The organism is Pseudomonas sp. D(2018), from assembly GCF_005502555.1.
Taxonomy (GTDB): Bacteria; Pseudomonadota; Gammaproteobacteria; order Pseudomonadales; family Pseudomonadaceae; genus Metapseudomonas; species Metapseudomonas resinovorans.
Genome location: NZ_SCOK01000021.1, coordinates 1 through 18,501, shown reverse-complemented (window position 1 = coordinate 18,501; position 18,501 = coordinate 1). Strand labels below are relative to the sequence as shown.

Genomic DNA, 18,501 nt, shown 5'->3' with positions numbered 1-18,501 from the left:
GCAGGAGCGATGGGGCGGCGTGGCCGCCCATCGCGATCGATTTCGTTCCTGGGAATCAGCAGGGCTCAGTGATACTGCTGCAGCTTCAACTCGGTGTTTTCCGGCAGCACAGCACGCTCTTCACCCGGATTCTCCAGGTCGCCCTCCACGGCGTCCTGTTGGCGGGCCAGCAGGCCAAAGAGGGTGGTGATGGGGTGCAGTGGGCGCTTCTGCGCCACCTGACCGCTGTCGGCGGCCACGGCAGGGGGCGGTAGCGGTTCAGTGGTGACTCGGAAATCGCTGATTTCGATCACACCACGGCCTTCGGCGAGCAGGTGGAAGGAGAAAGCCTTGCGCGCTTCGGGGTTGTCAAAGGCGAAGTTGACCTTCAGCGGCTTGCCTTGTTTCAGCAGTGGCATCTCCGGAATCGGCAGGGCCACGTCGCGCTCGAACTCCTTGGCCTTCAGCCGCAGCTGGGCACCTTGCTTGTCCATGCGCAGCACCTTGATGGTCATCTGCACACTGGTGCGGCTGTGCTTCGGCAGTTCCATGTACTGTGCGCCGATCAGATTGTCAGCCCAGTCATCCTTGGCTTTTTCCTTCAGGCGGATGCGTTCACGCGTGGCGAACTGGTACTCCTGACCCAGGGTGCCGCCCTGCAGTGACTGGTCCAGGAGCATGGCGCGCTGGGCAACCAGTCGGGCCTTCTTGCCGCTGTCGCTGCCCAGGTAGCGCGCTTCGTCGGCAATGAAACCTTCGCTTTGGTAACGCCGGCAGACCTGGCGGAAGTCGCATTCGGTGAACGTGTCCTTGCCGTCGTGGTAGCGCAGCTTGCCGTTGGTATAGGACATCATCTCGCGGCCGCTGGCGTAGTCGCGGAACAGCGAGCGGCCAGACAGGTTCTGCGGTACCCGGTAGCCGAAGTAGTCGAGGATCGAGGTGGTCAGGTCGACGTGGCCATAGACGCCGCTCTTGATGGGTGGCAGCGAGGCCTGCTCGGGGGCCAGCACCAGGTTGAAGCCCCAGGCTGAGGCGAGGCGGACATTCTCGATGCCGTGGGATTCATCAGAAGTGACGATCACCAGGGTGTTTTTCAGTACGCCCTGTTTTTCAAGGCCGATGAGGAAGGTATCTACTGCGTCATCCAGGTAGGCGATGGCAGCCTTCTTGGCGTCCGGATAGCGCATCAGGTACTCGGTCGGAGCGGAGTAGGGCTGGTGGGTGCCGACTGTGAGCAAGGTGAGCATCCAGGGCTTCTTCTGCTGGCGCAGCTGCTTCACGTAGGTCTGCGCACCTTCGAAGAAGGCCTTGTCGTCCATGCCCCAGGGAAATTCCAGGTAGGCCTTGTTGGGGAACCAGTCACGCCCGCGGGTCTTGTCGAATCCCATCTGCGGCATGATTTTGTCTTTCGCCATGAAGCGCAGTCCGGCGCCCTGAAGGAAATGGGTGCTGAAGCCTTGCTGATGCATCTGCGAGGGCAGGCAGGCCTTGGAGCGGGCCGGGTTGTGCAGCAGTTCCAGTCCCTTGGGCGTGCCCGAGTCCAGCTTGCTGTAGTCGCCGCAGAGCATGGCGTACAGGCCACGGATGGTCTGGTGGCTGTGCAGCACGTAATCGGGCGTGGTCATGGCGCGTTCGGCCCAGGCACTGAGCTTGGGCATCAGCGAGTCCTGGTAGCTGCTGTTGATTGCCGCCCGGTTGGCGGCGATGTAGGCGCCGGGGATGCCTTCCAGGGCAATCACCAGCACATTGCGTGCGCGGCCGGGGCCTTGGAGCAGGGGCATGCCGTCGAGGTCCAGGCGTGCCAGGCCGGCGATGTCCGGTGGCGTATCGGGCTGGTCGCCATCGAGCCAGTCTTCGACCGCCAGTTGGCCGCTGTTCACGGCGCTGGCCATCAGCTTGTGGGGCAGGTTGAACTGTTGCCATTGGTCGGCGTCGCTGGGCTGCACGGACTGCAGGGTGACGTGCCCCATCAACAGGGCGGCCGGCGCGGCGAACCATTTCCAGTTCAGCGGGCGATGCCGGCGGCGCCACCACAGCAGGCAGGCCAGCACGCTGGCGCCAAGGGTGATGCCCAGGTAGGGGTGGGCAATGCCGCCGCCCTGGGTGGAGTGACTGACGAACTGCGGGTCGAGCAGGTACTTGAGATCACCCGGTTCCGGCATCCGGCCAACTGCGCCGACCAGTTCGGCATTGCCCAGGATCATCACGCACCAGAGCAGCATCAGTGGCAGCGCCAGCCAGAGCGAACGGCCATAGAGCAATGCGAGCAGGAAACTGCCAAAAGCGAGGTCGGACAGGTAGCCGAAGGGATTTGACCAACCCAGCCAGTAGCGGCTGGCGAGGGGAATCACCAGGAAGAGCACGCCAAGCGTTGCGAGCGATAGGGACTGCGACAGCCATTGGCTGAATGGGCGCACAGGAACTCCTGAGATGTGACAGTGAGAATCCGTCGAGTGATGCCGGAATACATGGAGGTCGCACTTGCGACGACACGATTCTGAAACATCGTTGTGCTAGCGGCCAGTAGACAGTTTTGCAGAATGAAAATTCAGGCGCCTTTTTGTGCCTCAATCGCCGATGAAAGGTGCGTTTGCCTGGCTTCACGGAGCGCCGCCGCAATCTACGGATGCTCGTGGTTCGCCAACCGGCCAGCAGGTAGAATGCCGCCTCGACATACAGAGGTAGCGAAGATGGCACTTATCGGGCGGTTCAATTCACTTCAGGTGGTCAAGCACACCGACTTCGGCCTGTACCTGGACGGCGGTCCGGATGGTGAGATCCTGCTGCCCAATCGATATGTGCCAAAGGATGAGCCCAGCGAAGTCGGGGACTGGCTGAACGTCTTCCTTTATCTGGACAGCGAAGACCGTCCGCTGGCTACCACCCTCAAACCCAAGGTGCAGGTCGGCGGCTTTGCCAGCCTCAAAGTGGTGGAAATCAACCGCGTTGGCCTGTTCCTCGACTGGGGCCTGCCCAAGGACCTGTTGCTGCCGCACTCGGAAGAGAAGCGCCCGCTGCAGGTAGGCGACTACTGCGTGGTGCATGTCTACCTCGACAAGCGCACCCGGCGCATCACCGCCACCGCTCGCCTGGACCGCTACCTGGACACCACTCCACCGCGATACAAGACGGGCCAGGAGGTGGACCTGCTGGTGGTGGAGAAGACCGACCTGGGCTTCAAGGCCATCATCAACGGCCAGCACTGGGGCCTGATTCACAAGAACGAAGTCTTCAAGTTCCTGCGTAATGGCATGCGCGAGAAGGGCTACATCAAGGAAATTCGTCCCGACGGCAAGATCAGCCTGAGCCTGCAACCGCAGGGCGCAGAGGCAGTGAGTGGCGTGGGGGAGCAGATCCTTGCCGCGCTGCGTGCGGAAGGCGGCGTACTCAACCTGTCCGACAAGAGTCCGCCGGAGGTCATCAGCCAGCGTTTCGGGGTCAGCAAGGGCAACTTCAAGAAGGCCATTGGCGGCCTTTTCAAGCAGGGACTTATCCGCATCGAAGACGACCGCATCGAGCTCGTCTGAGCCGCCACTGAAATCCCCTCAGGCCACGTCCCGCGCGGCCTTGAATACAAAGCCCCCGATTCTGGAGTTGCTCCAGACGGGGGCTTTGCATTGTGTTGGCCTTGCAAATTGCACGCTGGCGAATGGCCGAATCGTGCGCAATGCATGGAAAAACTTGTTCAAAAAAAATGTAACAGACTGATTTATTTGGGATTTCAGTTGTCTTAGGTCCGGCATGCACGCTGCAAGTGGGGTGCAGGAGCAATCATTTTTCTAGGAGAGAAGACATGGATCTGGATTTCGACAAGCTGATCAGCGCCTTTCCGGAATACGAACTCAGTACCAAACCTCGGCCCGATGGTGGTTTCGTCTTGACGCTGGAACGCGAGGGAAAATTCTTTCAGCGCGTGGTGGCGGCGACGGTACAGCTGGATTGGCTGGTCAGTACGCTCAAGCGCGACCTGGCGCTGGAGCAGGGTGAAGTGCCGCCGGTGGAGTCGCTGAAGGTGTTGCATCGGAAGCCTTTGCCGCGCTATCTGCGCGCCTGAGGCGGGTTGGCCGCGACTGGGACGTCGCGGCCGGAGACTTGAACGATCAGGTTTCGATTCCGGAAGGTGGCAGCATGGCGTCCCCTTCCTTTTCCCCTTCCTTGTTCGATGGCGTACGCGGTGGCTCATCGCGCGCCTCGTCTTTCTGCTGTTGTTCTCCCAGCAGTTCCTTGGCCGAAGCCTGGGCTTCGTCCACTTTCTTGTTCAGCTCGTTGACCGCTTCGCCGATGGCTTCCCGGGCGATCTCCTGGGCGGCTGACTCGGCTTTCTCCGCCAGCTTGTTGGCCGACTCCTCGGCCAGGTCGCAGCCCGCGAGGCTGGCCAACAGGCCGGCACTAAGCAGCAGGGCGGTGAGGCGGGGGACAGGTTTCATGCAGTGATTCTCCAGTTGCGACACGCGGCGGCCATCATTGCTTACAGCAGGCGCCGAGGAAACACGCCCGCGCGGCGATTCTGTGTGCGGACGTTTCTGACGTTGCGCTCATAAGAAAGCCCCGGGGCCCACAGCGGCGACTGTAAGGAACCCGGGGCCTGGGGTCGGCATCCGCCGGCCTCGAATAGACTGACCGGCGGATTGCAGAGGGGTTCCGCGAGACTACGCAGTTTGAGTTGTTTCACTAGGCTTAGCGAGGCAACCCACACTGGAGGCAGAGTCGAAATGGGCAAAGTCCTGGCGCGGGTCAAACTGTGCTCGCTGCTCCTGGTACCAGCGCTGGGCATGGCGCAGGACGTGAGCTTCGACGATATCCGGCCGATCCTTCAGGCACGCTGCGTGATGTGCCACGCCGGCGAAGCGGCACCGCTTGGCTTGCGCTTGACCAGTCTCGATGAACTGCTCAAAGGCAGTATCCGCCGCCAGGTGGTAGCGCGCGGCGACCCGTCGGACAGCGAGTTGATCCGGCGCCTCAAAGGGCAGAGTCAGCCGCGTATGCCCATGACCGGGCCGCCCTTTCTCAGTGACGCCGAGATCGCGCTGTTCGAGCGCTGGATCGCGGGTGGCCTGCAGGCCGGTAGCCAGCCTGCCGACGCCACCCTCTCGGCGTTGCCGCTGCAACGCCCGCCAGCGGGACAGCCGGTGACCTATGAACATGTCGCGGCGATCTTTGCCAGTCGCTGCGTGAAGTGCCATTCCCCTTACGGTCTGATGGGCTCGGCTCCAGAGGGCCTGTTGCTGAACGCGTATTCCGCCATCCTCGACCGCGACGAACGTGTGCGGGTGGTACCGGGTGCCGCGGGTGCCAGTGAACTGGTGCGCCGCATCCGTGGCCAGTCGCGGCCGCAGATGCCTTACGACGGTCCACCCTTTCTCAGCGACGAGGAAATCCAGCTGATCGTGGACTGGATCGATCAGGGAGCTCGCGACGCCAACGGTCAGCCGTCGCCCAGCCCGGTTGGCGCGCGGGTGCGGTTGCAGGGGGTGTTGGGAGAGGGCTGGACCCTTGACTCGTTGCAGCTGGTGGTCGGTCCCGGCACGCGCATCGACAAGTCGCCCGATGTGGGGGACTACGTGGAAGTGCGTGGGCGCTGGGGGGCGGACGGCAGGGTGCTGGTGGAACGAATCCGCCGGCGTTGATCGGGGGGGAGCCGCTTTCCCATTGTTAAGCGTTACGGCAACCGCTCTTCCTGCGACGGCCTTAGGGCTGAGGAGCTGGTCGTACCATCCAGGCGACAGACCTGTGCCGTCGCCGTCAATGGCAGCAGGCGCAATCCCGGGAATAGCGCTCTCAACGTGCTTCCCTCACTTAGCGGGAGAAGCGCGAGGCTAGAAGAGCCCGATCAGGCCTCGGAAGGGGCGAGCACCTTGCGTTGCTGGCGGCCACGCAGCAGCTCGGCGCCGCTGACCAGGACGATGCCTCCCAGCACCAGGGTGGCGCCGATGGCGAAGGACGTGTCGATTGTCTCCCCCAGCACCAGCACACCGAAGGTGACACCGAACAACGGGGTCATGAAGGACAGCACCGACAGGCGCGTAGCCAGGTAGCGACGCAGCAGCCAGAACCAGGCGAGGTAGCTCACCAGGGCGATCACCACCACCTGGAAGGCGAGGCTGATCACGGCCTTTTGAGTCAGCTGCATGTCGGTCTTGCCGGTGCTGAAGGCCACCACCGTCAGCAGCAGGACTGCGCCGAACAACTGGTAGAACAGGGTCTTCACCGGGTTGGCCTCGGAGAGCGATGAGCCGCGGATCACCAGCGTAGTGGCACCCCAGGCCAGGGCGCCGCACAGGGCATAGGCGTCGCCCAGCAGCACATTGCCGGGCGCGCCGGCGGGTTGGCCGAGGAAGGCGGTGGCGATACCACCGAACGCCACCAGCACCCCCAGCCACTGGACGGGCGAGAGACGTTCCTCGGGCAACATAAGGTGCAGTCCGAGGGCGGCGAACATGGGCGCGGTGTAGAGGAACACCGACAGGTGCGAGGCGCTGGTGTGGTTCAGCCCTTCACCGATGAACAAGAATTCCAGGGCGAACAACGTGCCAACGGCGATGCCCGGCAGCAGGGTGCCATCGGTGAAAGCGCCACGACCCTCTTTCCACAGCACCAGGGCGCCCAGCACCAGGGCCGCACCGCCGGAGCGGATGGCCAGCTGCAGGATGGACGGCACGTCATCCAGGGTCAGCTTGATCGCCACCTGCTGGAAACCCCAGCAGATGCAGAGGACGAACATCAGTCCACAGGCGAACCAGTCCAGGGGAAGGCGGGAGGGTTTCATCGTTCGACTCGCAAGGCAGAGGGGCGCGGCAGAGGCCGCCAATGGGTGGCAGGATCGGTCCTCGACCGCCTTGCATTCAAACGATGATTTGTCATCATGCTTTGACTTGAACTCAAAGCGAACCTGCCATGCGTCTCCCGTCACTCATCGCCCTGCGCACCTTCGAGGTCGCCGCCCGCAGCCGTAACTTCACCGAAGCCGCCCAGGAACTATCCGTGACCCCGGGAGCCGTGAGCCGACAGATCCGCCTGCTGGAAGGCGAGCTGGGCGTGAGTCTGTTCGACCGCACGCGCAACACCGTCACGCTCAATGACAATGGTCGTCGCCTGGCGGCCACCGTCACCCAGGCCTTCGAGTTGCTCACCCGTGGCGCCGACGAACTGCGTGGCCAGGACGAAGGCCCCATCCACATCACCTGCGCACCTTCCATTGCCAGCCACTGGCTGATGCGTCGGCTCAATCAGTTCGCCGCAATCAACCCGGACATCACCCTCAGCCTGGAAGCCACCGAGCAACTGGTGGACCTGGAGCGCGGCGAGGCGACACTGGCCATTCGCTTCACCGCCACCGATGCGCCCATGCCGGCCAGCGAGCTGCTGTTTCTCGAGGAGTTCTTCCCGGTGTGCAGCCCGAGTTATCTGGAGCAGTTCGGCGCGGTACGCGAACCACGGGACATGCTGGGTGCGCGACTGATCCACACCCACTGGAAGAACACCGCCAACCTCCACCTGCCGAGCTGGGAGGACTGGTTCGCCACCTACGTGGGCGAGCCGGGACCGACGAAAGGCGGGATGCGTTTCGGCCTGATCGGCCACGCCATCCAGGGCGCTGTGAGCGGCCAGGGCTTCGCCCTGGGATCAACCGCACTGGCCTGTGACGACATCGACAACGGTCGGCTGGTGCTGCCTTTCGGCGAACGCTGCCGCCTGTCGACGCCCTGGGCCTATCGTCTTGCGTGGAGCCGCAGGTCGCCTCCGGCGGAGAAGGTGCGCCGTCTCATCGACTGGCTGATGGCCGAAGCCCGCGCCAGCACTGTGCCGGGGCAGGGCAGTGTGGGGAGGAGTTGAAGCGGCGGATGACGCCAGGCGTTGCATCCGCCGCCGCCAGGCGGGGTTACATCATCTTGCGCCACTGATGCAGCCGGTGTTGCAGGCCCTCGGCCCAATCCGGTGTGGCCTGGCCGGTGCCTGCGGTCCGGAGCATCGGGTGATGACTGACGACGCGGGCGAGGATGGGCTCCTGCGTCGGCTTCACGTCGACGAAGAACACATGCTTGCCTTCGTCCAGCGTGGGCTTGAAGCGTTTCACCACGGCGTTCGGCGTCTGTATGCCGAACAGGCTGCCTTCCCAGACGCTGAAACCGAACAATGCGATGGCCAGGAAGATGAAGGGAATCCAGCCCGCTGCCGTGCCGGTCCAGCCGCTGAGCCAGGCTACCAGCATCACAAGGGCTGCCAGGGCCAGGCCGATGCCGACACCGATCAGCCCGGAATGCACCATGTCGCGCTTCATCACGGAGGAAACATCATGAAGATGGTAATGCTCGACGTCGGCGTCGCGTTCGCTGAGCACATGGATCTGCTCGTGGTCGATGCCCAGGGCCTCGAGCTCGTCTTCGACCCTTTCCAGGTCTTTCAGGTTGTCGCTGATGTAGTAGTGCCGCTGCATGGGACACCTCCCATCTGGCTGGCGCCGGGCCCCCTCCGGCTATTACCCCCAGTTCCGGCCGCTGTCGGCCTGCGTGGGAGTTTAGTCCGGTGAGTCTTTCAGCACGTGGCATCCGCCCATTGGCAGGACGGAGCGATGGCGCCGGGCGGCAGGTCTTGCACCTGTCCGCCCAGGGGCGCCAGGAGGGTCTTACTTGTTACCGATGCGGATATGGCGGCTCGGTGCCACCTGGGCGCTCACGCCTTTGGCGATTTCCTGGATCTCGCCACCCTTGTTCAGGAAGGCAGCAATCTGAGCTTCCAGGGCTTCGCTGCTAGTGGTGGCTGCCGGCGGCTTGGGGGTGCTGCTGTGGGAGGTCTTGATGCGCATTTCACTTTCTCTGTACGTAGTGGCCCGGAAGAGGCCATCTGAAACCACTGAAAAAAAAACCGGCCCGAAGGCCGGTTCTTTTTCGGCTCGTGCTTACAGCACTTGCACTTCGTCGGCTTGCATGCCTTTTTGGCCCTGCACAGCTACGAAGGAGACCTTCTGGCCTTCCTTCAGGCTTTTGAAGCCGGCGCTTTGGATAGAACGGTAGTGAACGAACAGATCGGGACCGTTATCGGTGGTAATGAAGCCGTAGCCCTTTTCATCGTTGAACCACTTGACGGTGCCGGTTTGGCGCTCGGACATTGGAATGTCTCCTAGAAACTGAGTTATTGCTGGGCTGGATCGTTCCAGCCTGTCACTGAGTGCAGAGAGTCGGCAACCGATGAAGAGGGGACCGCTAAAGTACAGACCGTTTCCCGGTGACACATGCATCACAGCGCTCGACACAATACCTGTGCTTTCGAGGAATGCCTAACCTTTTATTCGCCGGCCGTCCGATCAGGTCGCCGAAGGTCAAGCGCGAGCCACGGCACGGTGGCTCGCCGACGAACGGATTCGCACTGGCACAGGACGCACTTCGTCACTTCACGCCTGGAAATACCGCATAGGGCATCTGCGGCGTCTTGTCCGGTGGCAGGTAGGCTGGTGCCATTTCACCCGCTGCGCCGAGGTGGCGGACATAGCGATAGATGGCGATGAGGTCGTCATCTTCCATCTTGCGCAGGTTGAACCAGGGCATCGGCGGCCGCCATTCCCGGCGGGCGTGCTCCAGCCATTGCGGCTCTGTCAGGTTGTGCGCCACCAGTCGCAGGTTCGAGGCATAGGTGGTACCCCAGGGGCCTCGCCAGCCCAACGGGCTGCCCGTCAACCAGCGATCCTCCGGCACCTGGCCGGCCGACTCCATCCATCCTGCCGTATGGCAGTCGTTGCAGCCGGAAATCTGAATCAGATAACGCCCGCGCGCCACATCGTCGCTCTCGGCCAGGGCGGGAGTGGCCAGCAGCAAAAGCAGGGCGGGGAGGAGGGTGAAACAACGCGCATCCAATGCGCCTGGAGCGTCCTGTGGGGTGACGGATTTCGGGGTCATGGTGGCATCCACAGGGAAGATGGAGACCTGGAAAAACATAGCCCATAAGACGGCCGGTCGAGCCGTGGGCCAGCGGATTGATGCGCGTCAACGCGTCGGCTACCTCGGCTGGACCGCCCCCAGGAGCAGGGCCCGGTGGCTGGCGATGACGAGCACGATGGCCGCTATCGCTGCACCTACGTCGAATGACGCATTCGTCTAGCTATCACGCAGTACTTTCAGGTCGGAGTCCGCGGCGCTGAATCCGCGCTCGAGCTTGATGCGCAGCCCGAGGTCGGTACGCGAGTCGGCGAACTTGAGTGCGTCGGTCAGGGTGATGCGACCCGCCTCGAACAGGGCGAAGAGGTGCTGGTCGAACGTCTGCATGCCTTGTTCCAGGGCTCGCTCAGTAGCCGACTTCAGATCGTCCAGTTGATCCCGCAGGATCAGGTCCTTGATGTAAGGCGTACCCAGCATCAACTCCACGGCGGCTACGCGCTTCTGGGCAAGGCCCGGAACCAGGCGCTGGCCGATCATCGCCAGCAGGTTCTGCGACAGGTCGGCCAGCACTTGTCGCCGTGCCTCGTCGGGGAAGAAGCGGGAGATGCGTTCAATCGCATGACTGCTGCTCGTGCCGTGGAGGGTGGCCAGGCAGAGATGCCCGGTCTCGGCGTAATGCAGGGCATGCTGCATGGTTTCCAGGTCGCGTATTTCCCCGAGCATGATCACATCGGGCGCTTCTCGCAGCACATTGCGCAAGGCGTCGGAAAAGCTGTGAGTGTCCAGGCCGACTTCCCGCTGGTCGATGATCGAGCGCTGATGCGAATGAAGGAACTCGATCGGGTCTTCGATGCAGACGATGTGGCCATCGCGATGGCGATTTCGATAATCCAGCATCGCCGCCAAGGTGGTCGACTTGCCGGAGCCGGCGGCCCCGATAACCAGGATCAGGCCGCGATCCTGCACCACCAACTTCTCCAGAAGGGCGGGCAGGCCCAATGCTTCGATGCCGGGAATCTCGCTTTTGATCAACCGTACTACCATCGAAACCTCTCCGCGCTGGTAGTACACGTTGATGCGGAAGCGCCCGTTGTTCTGGATGCTGACCGCGAAGTTCATTTCAAGCTCGCGCTCGAACTCGGCAACTTGCTTCTGGGTCATCAGTTGATAGGCCATCATTTGCACTTCGCCAGATTTCAGCGGCTGGTCACCGACCGGCATGCTGCGTCCTTCCACCTTGAGATGAGGCATGGCACCCACGCTCAGGAACAGGTCGGAACCGCCCCGGTCGTGCAAAAGTTGGAGCAGGGGAAACACATCACGGTCAGGGTGGGTGGTCGAGTTGTTCATCGTGGCTCCTCGTTGGCGATGGAAAGCCTAGCAGCGGCGGCCGGCGACTGACCTGATGCCCATCAATCGTTTTTGTGGTCGTGCCGCACCTCCAGGTCGATCAGTCCCTCCAGCCAATCCATGAAGGCGCGCACCCGTTGTGGCAGGCGGCGGTGGGCATAGAGCAGGGGGACCGCCAGGGGCAGCACCTGGTCGGATACGGTGGAGCGGGGCAGGCCGAGGCTGTCGGCGGCCTGGGTGAAACTTGACAGTTCGCTGACCCGTACGAAGGTTCTCAGTAGCTCCAGCTTGTTCATCCGTGCGGTGCCTCTTTCCGGATTGTTCGAATGTGCCGATCAGTGCTTCCGAGATCAGCCTCTTTATCGCACTTAATCCGGACAATAAGCGCCTCACCACTTCCCCACCTGTCACCAGGAGCACAGCTATGACCCGCAAGATCGCACTCATCACCGGCGCCAGCCGCGGCCTTGGCAAGAGCATGGCGCAGCACCTGGCTGCCCAGGGCATCGACATCATCGGCACCTATCACAGCAAGCTGGAGGACGCCGAATCCCTCAGCCGGGAAATCCTGGACCTCGGTGGCCACGCTGCGATGCTGCAGCTGGACGTGAGCAAGAGCGGCACTTTCGACGACTTCGTCACCAGTCTGGGCCGCTTGCTGAAGAACGAATTTGGCCGCGACAGCTTCGACTTCCTGGTGAACAACGCTGGTATCGGCATCCGCGCCAGCTTCGCCGAAACCACTGAAGAGCAGTTCGACCACCTGGTGAACGTCCAGCTCAAGGGCCCGTTCTTCCTCACCCAGAAGCTGTTGCCGCTGATTGCCGACGGTGGGCGCATCCTCAATATCTCTACCGGCCTCGCGCGCTTCGCCCTGCCGGGCTACGCCGCCTACGCGGCAATGAAGGGCGGAATGGAAGTGCTGACCCGCTACCAGGCCAAGGAGCTGGGCGCCCGTGGTATCTCAGTGAATGTGCTGGCCCCCGGCGCCATCGAGACCGATTTCGGCGGTGGCGTGGTGCGCGACAACTCCGAGGTGAATGCCTTCATTGCCAGCAACACCGCCCTGGGGCGCGTCGGCTTGCCGGAAGACATCGGCGCCGCGGTGGCCATGCTGCTCTCCGACGCCGGCCGCTGGATCAACGGCCAGCGGGTGGAGGCGTCGGGCGGCATGTTCCTATAGCGGCTAACGCATTCCGTAGACGGCGATTGCATCTGTAGGGGCGATTTCAATCGCCAAGCAGGACGCAGTCCTGCCCACGGAAGTCCGTGAAGCGCAGTATCCCTCGCGCCCAGCCCCCTCCCGATGGGAGAGGAGGGGACTCGTGGCGCATTGCACCTTGTTCCGCTTCACCCCTTGGCTTGCTTCCGGGCATGGAAGACGAAGCCGATGCTGTTCATCAGCAGCTGCGCCGCCAGGATCGAGGTCATGCCGGTCGGGTCGTAGGCGGGGGCTACTTCCACCAGGTCCATGCCGACAATGCGTCCCTGGCTGCGGTTGGCCAAGCCCTGGATGATTTCCAGCACCTCGTAGTACTGGAAGCCGCCATGGCTCGGCGTGCCGGTGCCGGGGGCGATGGAGGGGTCGAAGCCGTCGATGTCGATGGTGATGTAGTAGGACTCGCACTCGGGAATCAGGTCCAGCACGCCATCGCGGCCAAGCTTGCGCACGTCGCGCACCGAGAGAATCTTCGAGCCGGCTTCGCGAGCGGCGTTGTAGTCGCTGCGGTTGGAGGAGGACACGTTGCGGATACCCATCTGGGTCATGCCGACGATGTGATCCATCTCCGACGCGCGGCGCAGCGGGTTGCCGTGGCCGAATCGTACGCCGTGGCGTTCGTCGACGAAGTCCAGGTGGGCGTCGAAGTGAATGATATGGATGGGGCCACGACCCTCGAAGGCCTTCATCACCGGCGCGTGCACCGAGTGGTCGCCGCCCAGCACCACTGGCATGGCGCCGGCTTCCAGCAGCTTGCGCACGGCAAACTCGATGTTGGCGTTGCTGGTATTCATATCGGTATGAACGATGTCGGCATCACCCACGTCGACGATCCGCACATCCTCCTGCTGGAGGTACATCACGTCGTCCTCGAAGTCGTAGGCGCCGCTGTGGCCGAAGGAGAACAGGGTGGATGCCTCGCGAATGCCGCGCGGTCCGAAACGCGCGCCGGAGCGCCATTGGGTCCCCATGTCGTTGGGCGCGCCAAGCACGGCAACGTCCGCGTTCAGGGCGTCCCAGTCGGTGCAGACGGGCGACTTGGCGAAGGTGCAATGGCCGACGAAGGGCAGATTCAGGCGACCGTTTTCATAGCTGTTGCTGGACATGTTCAGGCGACTCCACGTTGTTCTTGTAGGGTGACCGGCAGGGTGCTCGCACCTCGACCATGGCCTTATCCTGGGCTTTACCTGCGCCTTGAAAAATGACGATGATGCGATGCGCAAATCGTCATAACCGATGTAATCCCTTGCCTGTGAGGTGCAGGATGATTCAATTGCACGACGTGGACCTGAAGCTGCTCAGAGTCTTCAACACCATCGTCAAGTGCGGGGGATTCTCGGCTGCCCAGGCCGCCCTCAACGTTGCCCAATCCACCATCAGTGAGCAGATGGCGCACCTGGAGACGCGGCTCGGGGTCAAGCTCTGCGAACGTGGGCGCAGCGGCTTCCGCCTGACCGAGCAGGGCCAGGCGATACACGAGGCCACCCTGCGCCTGCTGGGCGCGGTGGAGGACTTCTGCGTGGATGCCGATGTGCTCAAGCGTCAGGTCAGCGGCACCCTCAACCTCGGGGTGATCGACACCACCATCACCGACCCGGCCTGCCCACTGAAAGCGACCACCCAGCGTTTCGTCCAGCGCGGCCACGACGTTCACCTGCACGTTTACATCGGCACTCCGGCCGAGCTGGAAGAACGGGTGCTGGATGGTCGCCTGCACCTGGCGGTGGGGCATTTCCCGTTTCGCGTGCCGGGGTTGTCCTATTCGCCGCTGTACCAGGAAAGCCATGGCTTCTACTGCGGCCGCAACCACGCGCTGTTCGGCATCACTGCGCCCAAGGTGGATCTGCTGGAGCGCATCGCCGCCAGCCGCGTGGTGGCGCGTGGTTACCTGCAGCAGCGCGACCTTCAGGCCTTGGGTGTGGAAAAGGCCGCTGCCACGGTCGACAACGTCGAGGCCCAGGCCATGCTGATTCTCTCGGGGGCCTATGCCGGCTTCCTGCCCGAGCACTACGCGCGGCAATGGGTGGAGGCGGGCGACCTGGAACACCTGGGGCCTGGCCGTCTGCAACTGCTCTCCGCCTTCGAGACGATCACCCGACGCGGGGTGGTGGCGCCCATGATCTTGCGCGCCTTCCTCGATGAACTGCTGAATGGCGCCCGCACCCTCGCGGCGCAGAACAAGATCGACCGGGGCCAGTAATGCGAATCCACGTCACCTTCATCGATCGCGTCGGCATTACCCAGGAAGTCCTGGCGTTGCTGGGCGCGCGCAACCTCAACCTGGACGCGGTGGAGATGATCCCGCCCAACGTCTACATCGACGCACCGGCCTTGTCACAGGCCGTGCTGGACGAACTCTACGACGCCCTGTTGCGAGTGGATGGCGTGCGGGCCGTGGAGCTTGTCGACATCCTCCCCGGCCAGCGCCGGCACTTGCAGCTGGATGCCTTGCTTGCCGCGGTGAGCGACCCGGTGCTGGCGGTGGACCCCGGCGGCCATGTGCTGCTGGCCAATCCGGCCCTGGTCGGGCTCTATGGCCGCGAGCCGGCCGGGGAACCGTTGTCCAGCCTGTTCGCCGAGGCGAACCTGGCGCAGACCCTGATCGACAAGGGCTTCCGCCTGCCCATGTGCGAGGTGAGCTTCCAGGGCCAGGCCCTGTTGCTGGATGCCACGCCCATCAGCGGCGGAACGGATGCCCTGGTGGGCGGCCTGCTGACCCTCTACCCGCCGAGCCGGATCGGCGAGCGCTTGGCGTCTCTGCACCACGACCATGCCGAGGGGCTGGACGCGCTGCTGGGCAAGTCGGCCGAGCTGAAAGCGCTCAAGGCGCGGCTGCGCAAGGTGGCCAGTCTGGACGCGCCGCTGCTTATCCAGGGCGAAACCGGCACCGGCAAGGAATTGGTGGCCCGCGCCTGTCACGCCATGAGCGCGCGCCGCGACGCCCCCTTCCTCGCGCTCAACTGCGCAGCACTGCCGGAAAGCCTGGCCGAGAGCGAGCTGTTCGGTTATTCGGCCGGCGCCTTCACCGGCGCCCAGCGCGGCGGCAAGCCGGGGTTGCTGGAACTGGCCGACAGCGGCACGGTGTTTCTCGATGAAGTGGGGGAGATGTCGCCTTACCTGCAGGCCAAGCTGTTGCGCTTTCTCAGCGACGGCTGCTTCCGCCGTGTCGGTGGCGACCGCGAAGTACAGGTGAACGTGCGCGTGCTCTGCGCCACTCACCGCAACCTGGAGCGCATGGTGGCGGAGGGCAGCTTCCGCGAAGACCTCTACTACCGCCTCAATGTGCTCAACCTGATGGTGCCGCCCCTGCGCGAGCGCGGGCAGGACATCCTCCTGCTGGCCGAGCACTTCCTGCGCCAGGCCTGCGCGCAGATCCAGCGCCCGCCTTGCCGCCTGGCCCCGGCCACCTACCCGGTGCTGCTGGGCAATCGCTGGTCGGGCAACGTGCGCCAGCTGCAGAACGTGATCTTCCGCGCCGCAGCCATCAGCGAAGGCGAGCTGATCGACTGCGACAGCCTGGAACTGGCCGGCACCGCCCTCAATCCCCAGCAGGGCGACCCGCTGGACGTGACCAGCCTGGAGGAGGCTGTCCAGGGCTTCGAGAAGAACCTGCTGCAGCGCCTCTATGCGGCCTATCCCTCCACGCGGCAGCTGGCTGTACGGCTGAATACCTCCCACACAGCCATCGGCCAACGGCTGCGCAAGTACGGTATCTCGCGTGGCTGAGTGGTTCTCTGTGAGGCGCGAATGACCTGGCGGCTCCGTGCCGGCAGGGGCCGCGGTTCGATTACGTTCCGCTGGAGCGATTTCGCTCCATTTGCTTCAAGGCCCTGATTCTCGGGGCTTTGCGCCATCCAGGCCGATCGATGCTCCATAAGAAAGTGGAGCGATATCGTTCCGATGTGGCGAAGGCATGCCATGAATAATAATTTAAGCATTTGATTTATAAGTGTTTTTATAAACTGGCATCGCCCTTGCTCTTGTTCAGTCAGCCGAGCCCACACAACGCTCGGGCCCCCACCTGATAACAAGAGGACGATCCATGAGCACGCTGCGTTTTACTCCCGAGCACGAATGGCTGCGCGTTGAAGCCTCCGGTGAACTGACCGTCGGCATTACCAGCTTCGCCCAGGAGGCCCTGGGGGATGTGGTTTTCGTGCAGCTGCCGGATGCCGGTCGCTACGACGAGGGGCAGGAAGTTGCGGTGCTGGAGTCGGTGAAGGCTGCCAGCAATATCACCATGCCGCTGACCGGCGAGGTGATCGAGGTGAACCAGGCCCTGGCCGACAACCCCGAGCTGGTCAACGAGGCGCCCATGGACGACGGCTGGTTCTTCCGCATCCGCCCGGACAATCCCGAAGCGTTCGCCGGGCTGATGGACCAGGCCGCCTATGACCGTTTTCTCGCCGACAACGCCTGAGCCGGGGCCGCCATGACCAGATCACATCTTTCCTTGGGCACCGACAACGAGTTCGTTGCCCGCCATATCGGTCCGCGTGACGCGGATATCACCACCATGCTGGCGCTGACCGGCCATGCCTCGCTGGACGCGCTGATCGCCAGCGTCATTCCCGACAGCATCAAGGGCACCAGCGTGCTCGACCTGCCGGCCGGGCAGGGCGAGGCCGAGGCGCTTGCGGCGATCAAGGCTATCGCCGCGAAGAACCAGATTTTCCGCAACCACATCGGCCAGGGTTACTACCCCTGCCACACGCCGACGCCGATCCTGCGCAACCTGCTGGAAAACCCGGCCTGGTACACCGCCTACACCCCGTACCAACCAGAAATTTCCCAGGGCCGCCTGGAAGCCCTGCTGAACTTCCAGACCCTGGTCAGCGACCTCACCGGCATGGAGATCGCCAACGCCTCCCTGCTGGATGAAGCCACCGCTGCCGCCGAGGCCATGACCTTCTGCAAGCGCCTGGCCAAGAACAAGGCACCGGCGTTCTTCGCCTCCAGCCATTGCCATCCGCAGACCCTCGATGTGCTGCGCACCCGCGCCGAGCCGCTGGGCATCGAGGTGGTCATTGGTGACGAGGCCGGGCTGGATGACCTGTCCGGCTACTTCGGCCTGCTGCTGCAATACCCCGCCAGCACAGGCCATGTGCCGGACCATCGTGCCCTGGTGCAACGCGCCCATGGGGCCGGCGCGCTGGTGGCCGTGGCCGCCGACCTGTTGGCCCTGACCCTGCTCACCCCGCCCGGCGAGTTCGGCGCCGACCTGGTGCTGGGCAGCGCCCAGCGCTTCGGCGTGCCGCTGGGCTTCGGCGGTCCGCACGCGGCCTACTTCGCCACCCGCGACACCTTCAAGCGCGACATGCCCGGCCGCCTGGTCGGCGTGTCCATCGACCGCCACGGCAAGCCGGCCCTGCGCCTGGCCATGCAGACCCGCGAGCAGCACATCCGCCGCGAGAAGGCCACCAGCAACATCTGCACCGCCCAGGTGCTGCTGGCCAACATCGCCAGCATGTACGCCGTCTACCACGGCCCGCAGGGCCTGGCCGGCATCGCCCGGCGTGTGCACCGTCTCACCGCCATCCTGGCCCAGGGCCTGGTGCAACTGGGCCAGAAGGTCGAGCAGCATCACTTTTTCGACACCCTCAGCGTCGTCACCGCCCGCCCGGTGGGCGAGGTGCAGGGGGCCGCCCAAGCCGCGCGGATCAACCTGCGGGTTGTGGATGAGCTTCGCGTGGGCATCTCCCTGGATGAAACCTGCGACCAGGCCAGCATCGAGGCGCTCTGGGGAGTATTCGCCAGCCAGGGCCAGGACCTGCCGGACTTCGCCGAACTGGCGGCCCGCACGGGCGACTTCCTGCCGCTGGATCTGCTGCGCGAATCGCGCTTCCTCGAGCATGAGGTGTTCAACCGCTACCACTCGGAAACCGAGCTGATGCGCTACCTGCGCAAGCTGGCGGACAAGGACCTGGCGCTGGACCGGACCATGATCCCGCTGGGTTCCTGCACCATGAAACTGAACGCTGCCAGCGAGATGATTCCGGTGACCTGGGCCGAGTTCGGCGCCCTGCACCCCTTCGCGCCGGCCGAGCAGTCCCAGGGCTACCTGGAGCTGACCACCGAGCTGGA

At 63.7% G+C, this 18,501-nt stretch carries 17 protein-coding genes and 2 pseudogenes; 9 read left to right on the top strand and 10 right to left on the bottom strand.

All coding sequences use genetic code 11. From position 1 onward, the window contains the following. Nucleotides 1-65: 65 nt before the first annotated feature. Nucleotides 66-2,396: an LTA synthase family protein gene (locus FFS60_RS15110; protein ID WP_137822418.1), complete on the bottom strand. Its 2,331-nt coding sequence runs from the start codon at nucleotides 2,394-2,396 to the stop codon at nucleotides 66-68. Between the two features lie 273 nt (nucleotides 2,397-2,669). Here FFS60_RS15110 and FFS60_RS15105 point away from each other — a divergent pair, with 273 nt between their 5' ends. Then, complete coding sequence (locus FFS60_RS15105) at nucleotides 2,670-3,506, top strand: S1 RNA-binding domain-containing protein (protein WP_028626722.1); 837 nt, start codon at nucleotides 2,670-2,672, stop codon at nucleotides 3,504-3,506. Between the two features lie 266 nt (nucleotides 3,507-3,772). Next, nucleotides 3,773-4,033 (top strand): DUF3509 domain-containing protein, encoded by a 261-nt coding sequence (locus FFS60_RS15100; RefSeq protein ID WP_137822417.1) that lies wholly within the window; start codon nucleotides 3,773-3,775, stop codon nucleotides 4,031-4,033. A gap of 46 nt (nucleotides 4,034-4,079) precedes the next feature. Here the strand turns inward: FFS60_RS15100 and FFS60_RS15095 are convergent, their stop codons facing one another. Next, nucleotides 4,080-4,406, bottom strand: coding sequence for a hypothetical protein (locus FFS60_RS15095; protein ID WP_028626724.1), 327 nt, complete (start codon nucleotides 4,404-4,406; stop codon nucleotides 4,080-4,082). Nucleotides 4,407-4,691: 285 nt separating this feature from the next. Between FFS60_RS15095 and FFS60_RS15090 the strand changes: the two genes are divergently transcribed. Next, on the top strand, nucleotides 4,692-5,606 hold the full coding sequence (locus tag FFS60_RS15090; RefSeq protein WP_137822416.1) for a c-type cytochrome domain-containing protein: 915 nt from the start codon (nucleotides 4,692-4,694) through the stop codon (nucleotides 5,604-5,606). 203 nt (nucleotides 5,607-5,809) lie between these two features. On the opposite strand, the gene FFS60_RS15085 is transcribed toward FFS60_RS15090, so the two are convergent. Continuing rightward, nucleotides 5,810-6,745 carry a DMT family transporter gene (locus tag FFS60_RS15085; RefSeq protein WP_137822415.1) on the bottom strand — a complete coding sequence of 312 codons (936 nt, stop codon included), beginning with the start codon at nucleotides 6,743-6,745 and terminating at the stop codon, nucleotides 5,810-5,812. Nucleotides 6,746-6,873: 128 nt separating this feature from the next. Between FFS60_RS15085 and FFS60_RS15080 the strand changes: the two genes are divergently transcribed. After that, the gene (locus FFS60_RS15080; RefSeq protein WP_137822414.1) at nucleotides 6,874-7,812 is read left to right on the top strand and encodes a LysR substrate-binding domain-containing protein; all 939 of its coding nucleotides are present in this window, start codon (nucleotides 6,874-6,876) and stop codon (nucleotides 7,810-7,812) included. Between the two features lie 46 nt (nucleotides 7,813-7,858). Here FFS60_RS15080 and FFS60_RS15075 read toward each other — a convergent pair whose 3' ends face one another. From FFS60_RS15075 to FFS60_RS15050, 6 genes and pseudogenes are all read right to left on the bottom strand, one after another. Then, nucleotides 7,859-8,413 (bottom strand): hypothetical protein, encoded by a 555-nt coding sequence (locus FFS60_RS15075; protein ID WP_028626728.1) that lies wholly within the window; start codon nucleotides 8,411-8,413, stop codon nucleotides 7,859-7,861. A 189-nt stretch (nucleotides 8,414-8,602) separates the two neighbouring features. Next, a complete protein-coding gene (locus FFS60_RS15070) occupies nucleotides 8,603-8,782 on the bottom strand; it encodes a hypothetical protein (RefSeq protein ID WP_028626729.1) in 180 nt (59 codons plus the stop codon). Nucleotides 8,783-8,875: 93 nt separating this feature from the next. Next, entirely contained in the window at nucleotides 8,876-9,085 is a 210-nt protein-coding gene (locus FFS60_RS15065) for a cold-shock protein (RefSeq protein WP_028626730.1), read from the bottom strand. Nucleotides 9,086-9,362: 277 nt separating this feature from the next. Further along, entirely contained in the window at nucleotides 9,363-9,869 is a 507-nt protein-coding gene (locus FFS60_RS15060) for a cytochrome C (RefSeq protein ID WP_171016528.1), read from the bottom strand. Between the two features lie 198 nt (nucleotides 9,870-10,067). Next, nucleotides 10,068-11,198: a PilT/PilU family type 4a pilus ATPase gene (locus FFS60_RS15055; protein ID WP_137822413.1), complete on the bottom strand. Its 1,131-nt coding sequence runs from the start codon at nucleotides 11,196-11,198 to the stop codon at nucleotides 10,068-10,070. A 185-nt stretch (nucleotides 11,199-11,383) separates the two neighbouring features. Next, nucleotides 11,384-11,494, bottom strand: a pseudogene (locus FFS60_RS15050) (LysR family transcriptional regulator); the annotation flags it as partial. A 128-nt stretch (nucleotides 11,495-11,622) separates the two neighbouring features. Between FFS60_RS15050 and FFS60_RS15045 the strand changes: the two are divergent. Next, nucleotides 11,623-12,381, top strand: coding sequence for an SDR family NAD(P)-dependent oxidoreductase (locus FFS60_RS15045; protein WP_028626739.1), 759 nt, complete (start codon nucleotides 11,623-11,625; stop codon nucleotides 12,379-12,381). 167 nt (nucleotides 12,382-12,548) lie between these two features. Here FFS60_RS15045 and speB read toward each other — a convergent pair whose 3' ends face one another. Continuing rightward, nucleotides 12,549-13,523, bottom strand: coding sequence for an agmatinase (speB, locus tag FFS60_RS15040; protein ID WP_028626740.1), 975 nt, complete (start codon nucleotides 13,521-13,523; stop codon nucleotides 12,549-12,551). A gap of 158 nt (nucleotides 13,524-13,681) precedes the next feature. Here speB and FFS60_RS15035 point away from each other — a divergent pair, with 158 nt between their 5' ends. From FFS60_RS15035 to FFS60_RS15020, 4 genes and pseudogenes are all read left to right on the top strand, one after another. After that, nucleotides 13,682-14,617, top strand: coding sequence for a LysR family transcriptional regulator (locus tag FFS60_RS15035; RefSeq protein WP_028626741.1), 936 nt, complete (start codon nucleotides 13,682-13,684; stop codon nucleotides 14,615-14,617). After that, nucleotides 14,617-16,143, top strand: a complete 1,527-nt coding sequence (locus tag FFS60_RS15030; RefSeq protein ID WP_028626742.1) for a sigma-54-dependent transcriptional regulator — start codon at nucleotides 14,617-14,619, stop codon at nucleotides 16,141-16,143. Before FFS60_RS15035 ends, FFS60_RS15030 begins: the two co-directional genes overlap by 1 nt. A 316-nt stretch (nucleotides 16,144-16,459) precedes the next feature. Further along, complete coding sequence (gcvH, locus tag FFS60_RS15025; protein ID WP_137822412.1) at nucleotides 16,460-16,837, top strand: glycine cleavage system protein GcvH; 378 nt, start codon at nucleotides 16,460-16,462, stop codon at nucleotides 16,835-16,837. A gap of 12 nt (nucleotides 16,838-16,849) precedes the next feature. Then, nucleotides 16,850-18,501: pseudogene (locus FFS60_RS15020) on the top strand (glycine dehydrogenase (aminomethyl-transferring)); the annotation flags it as partial.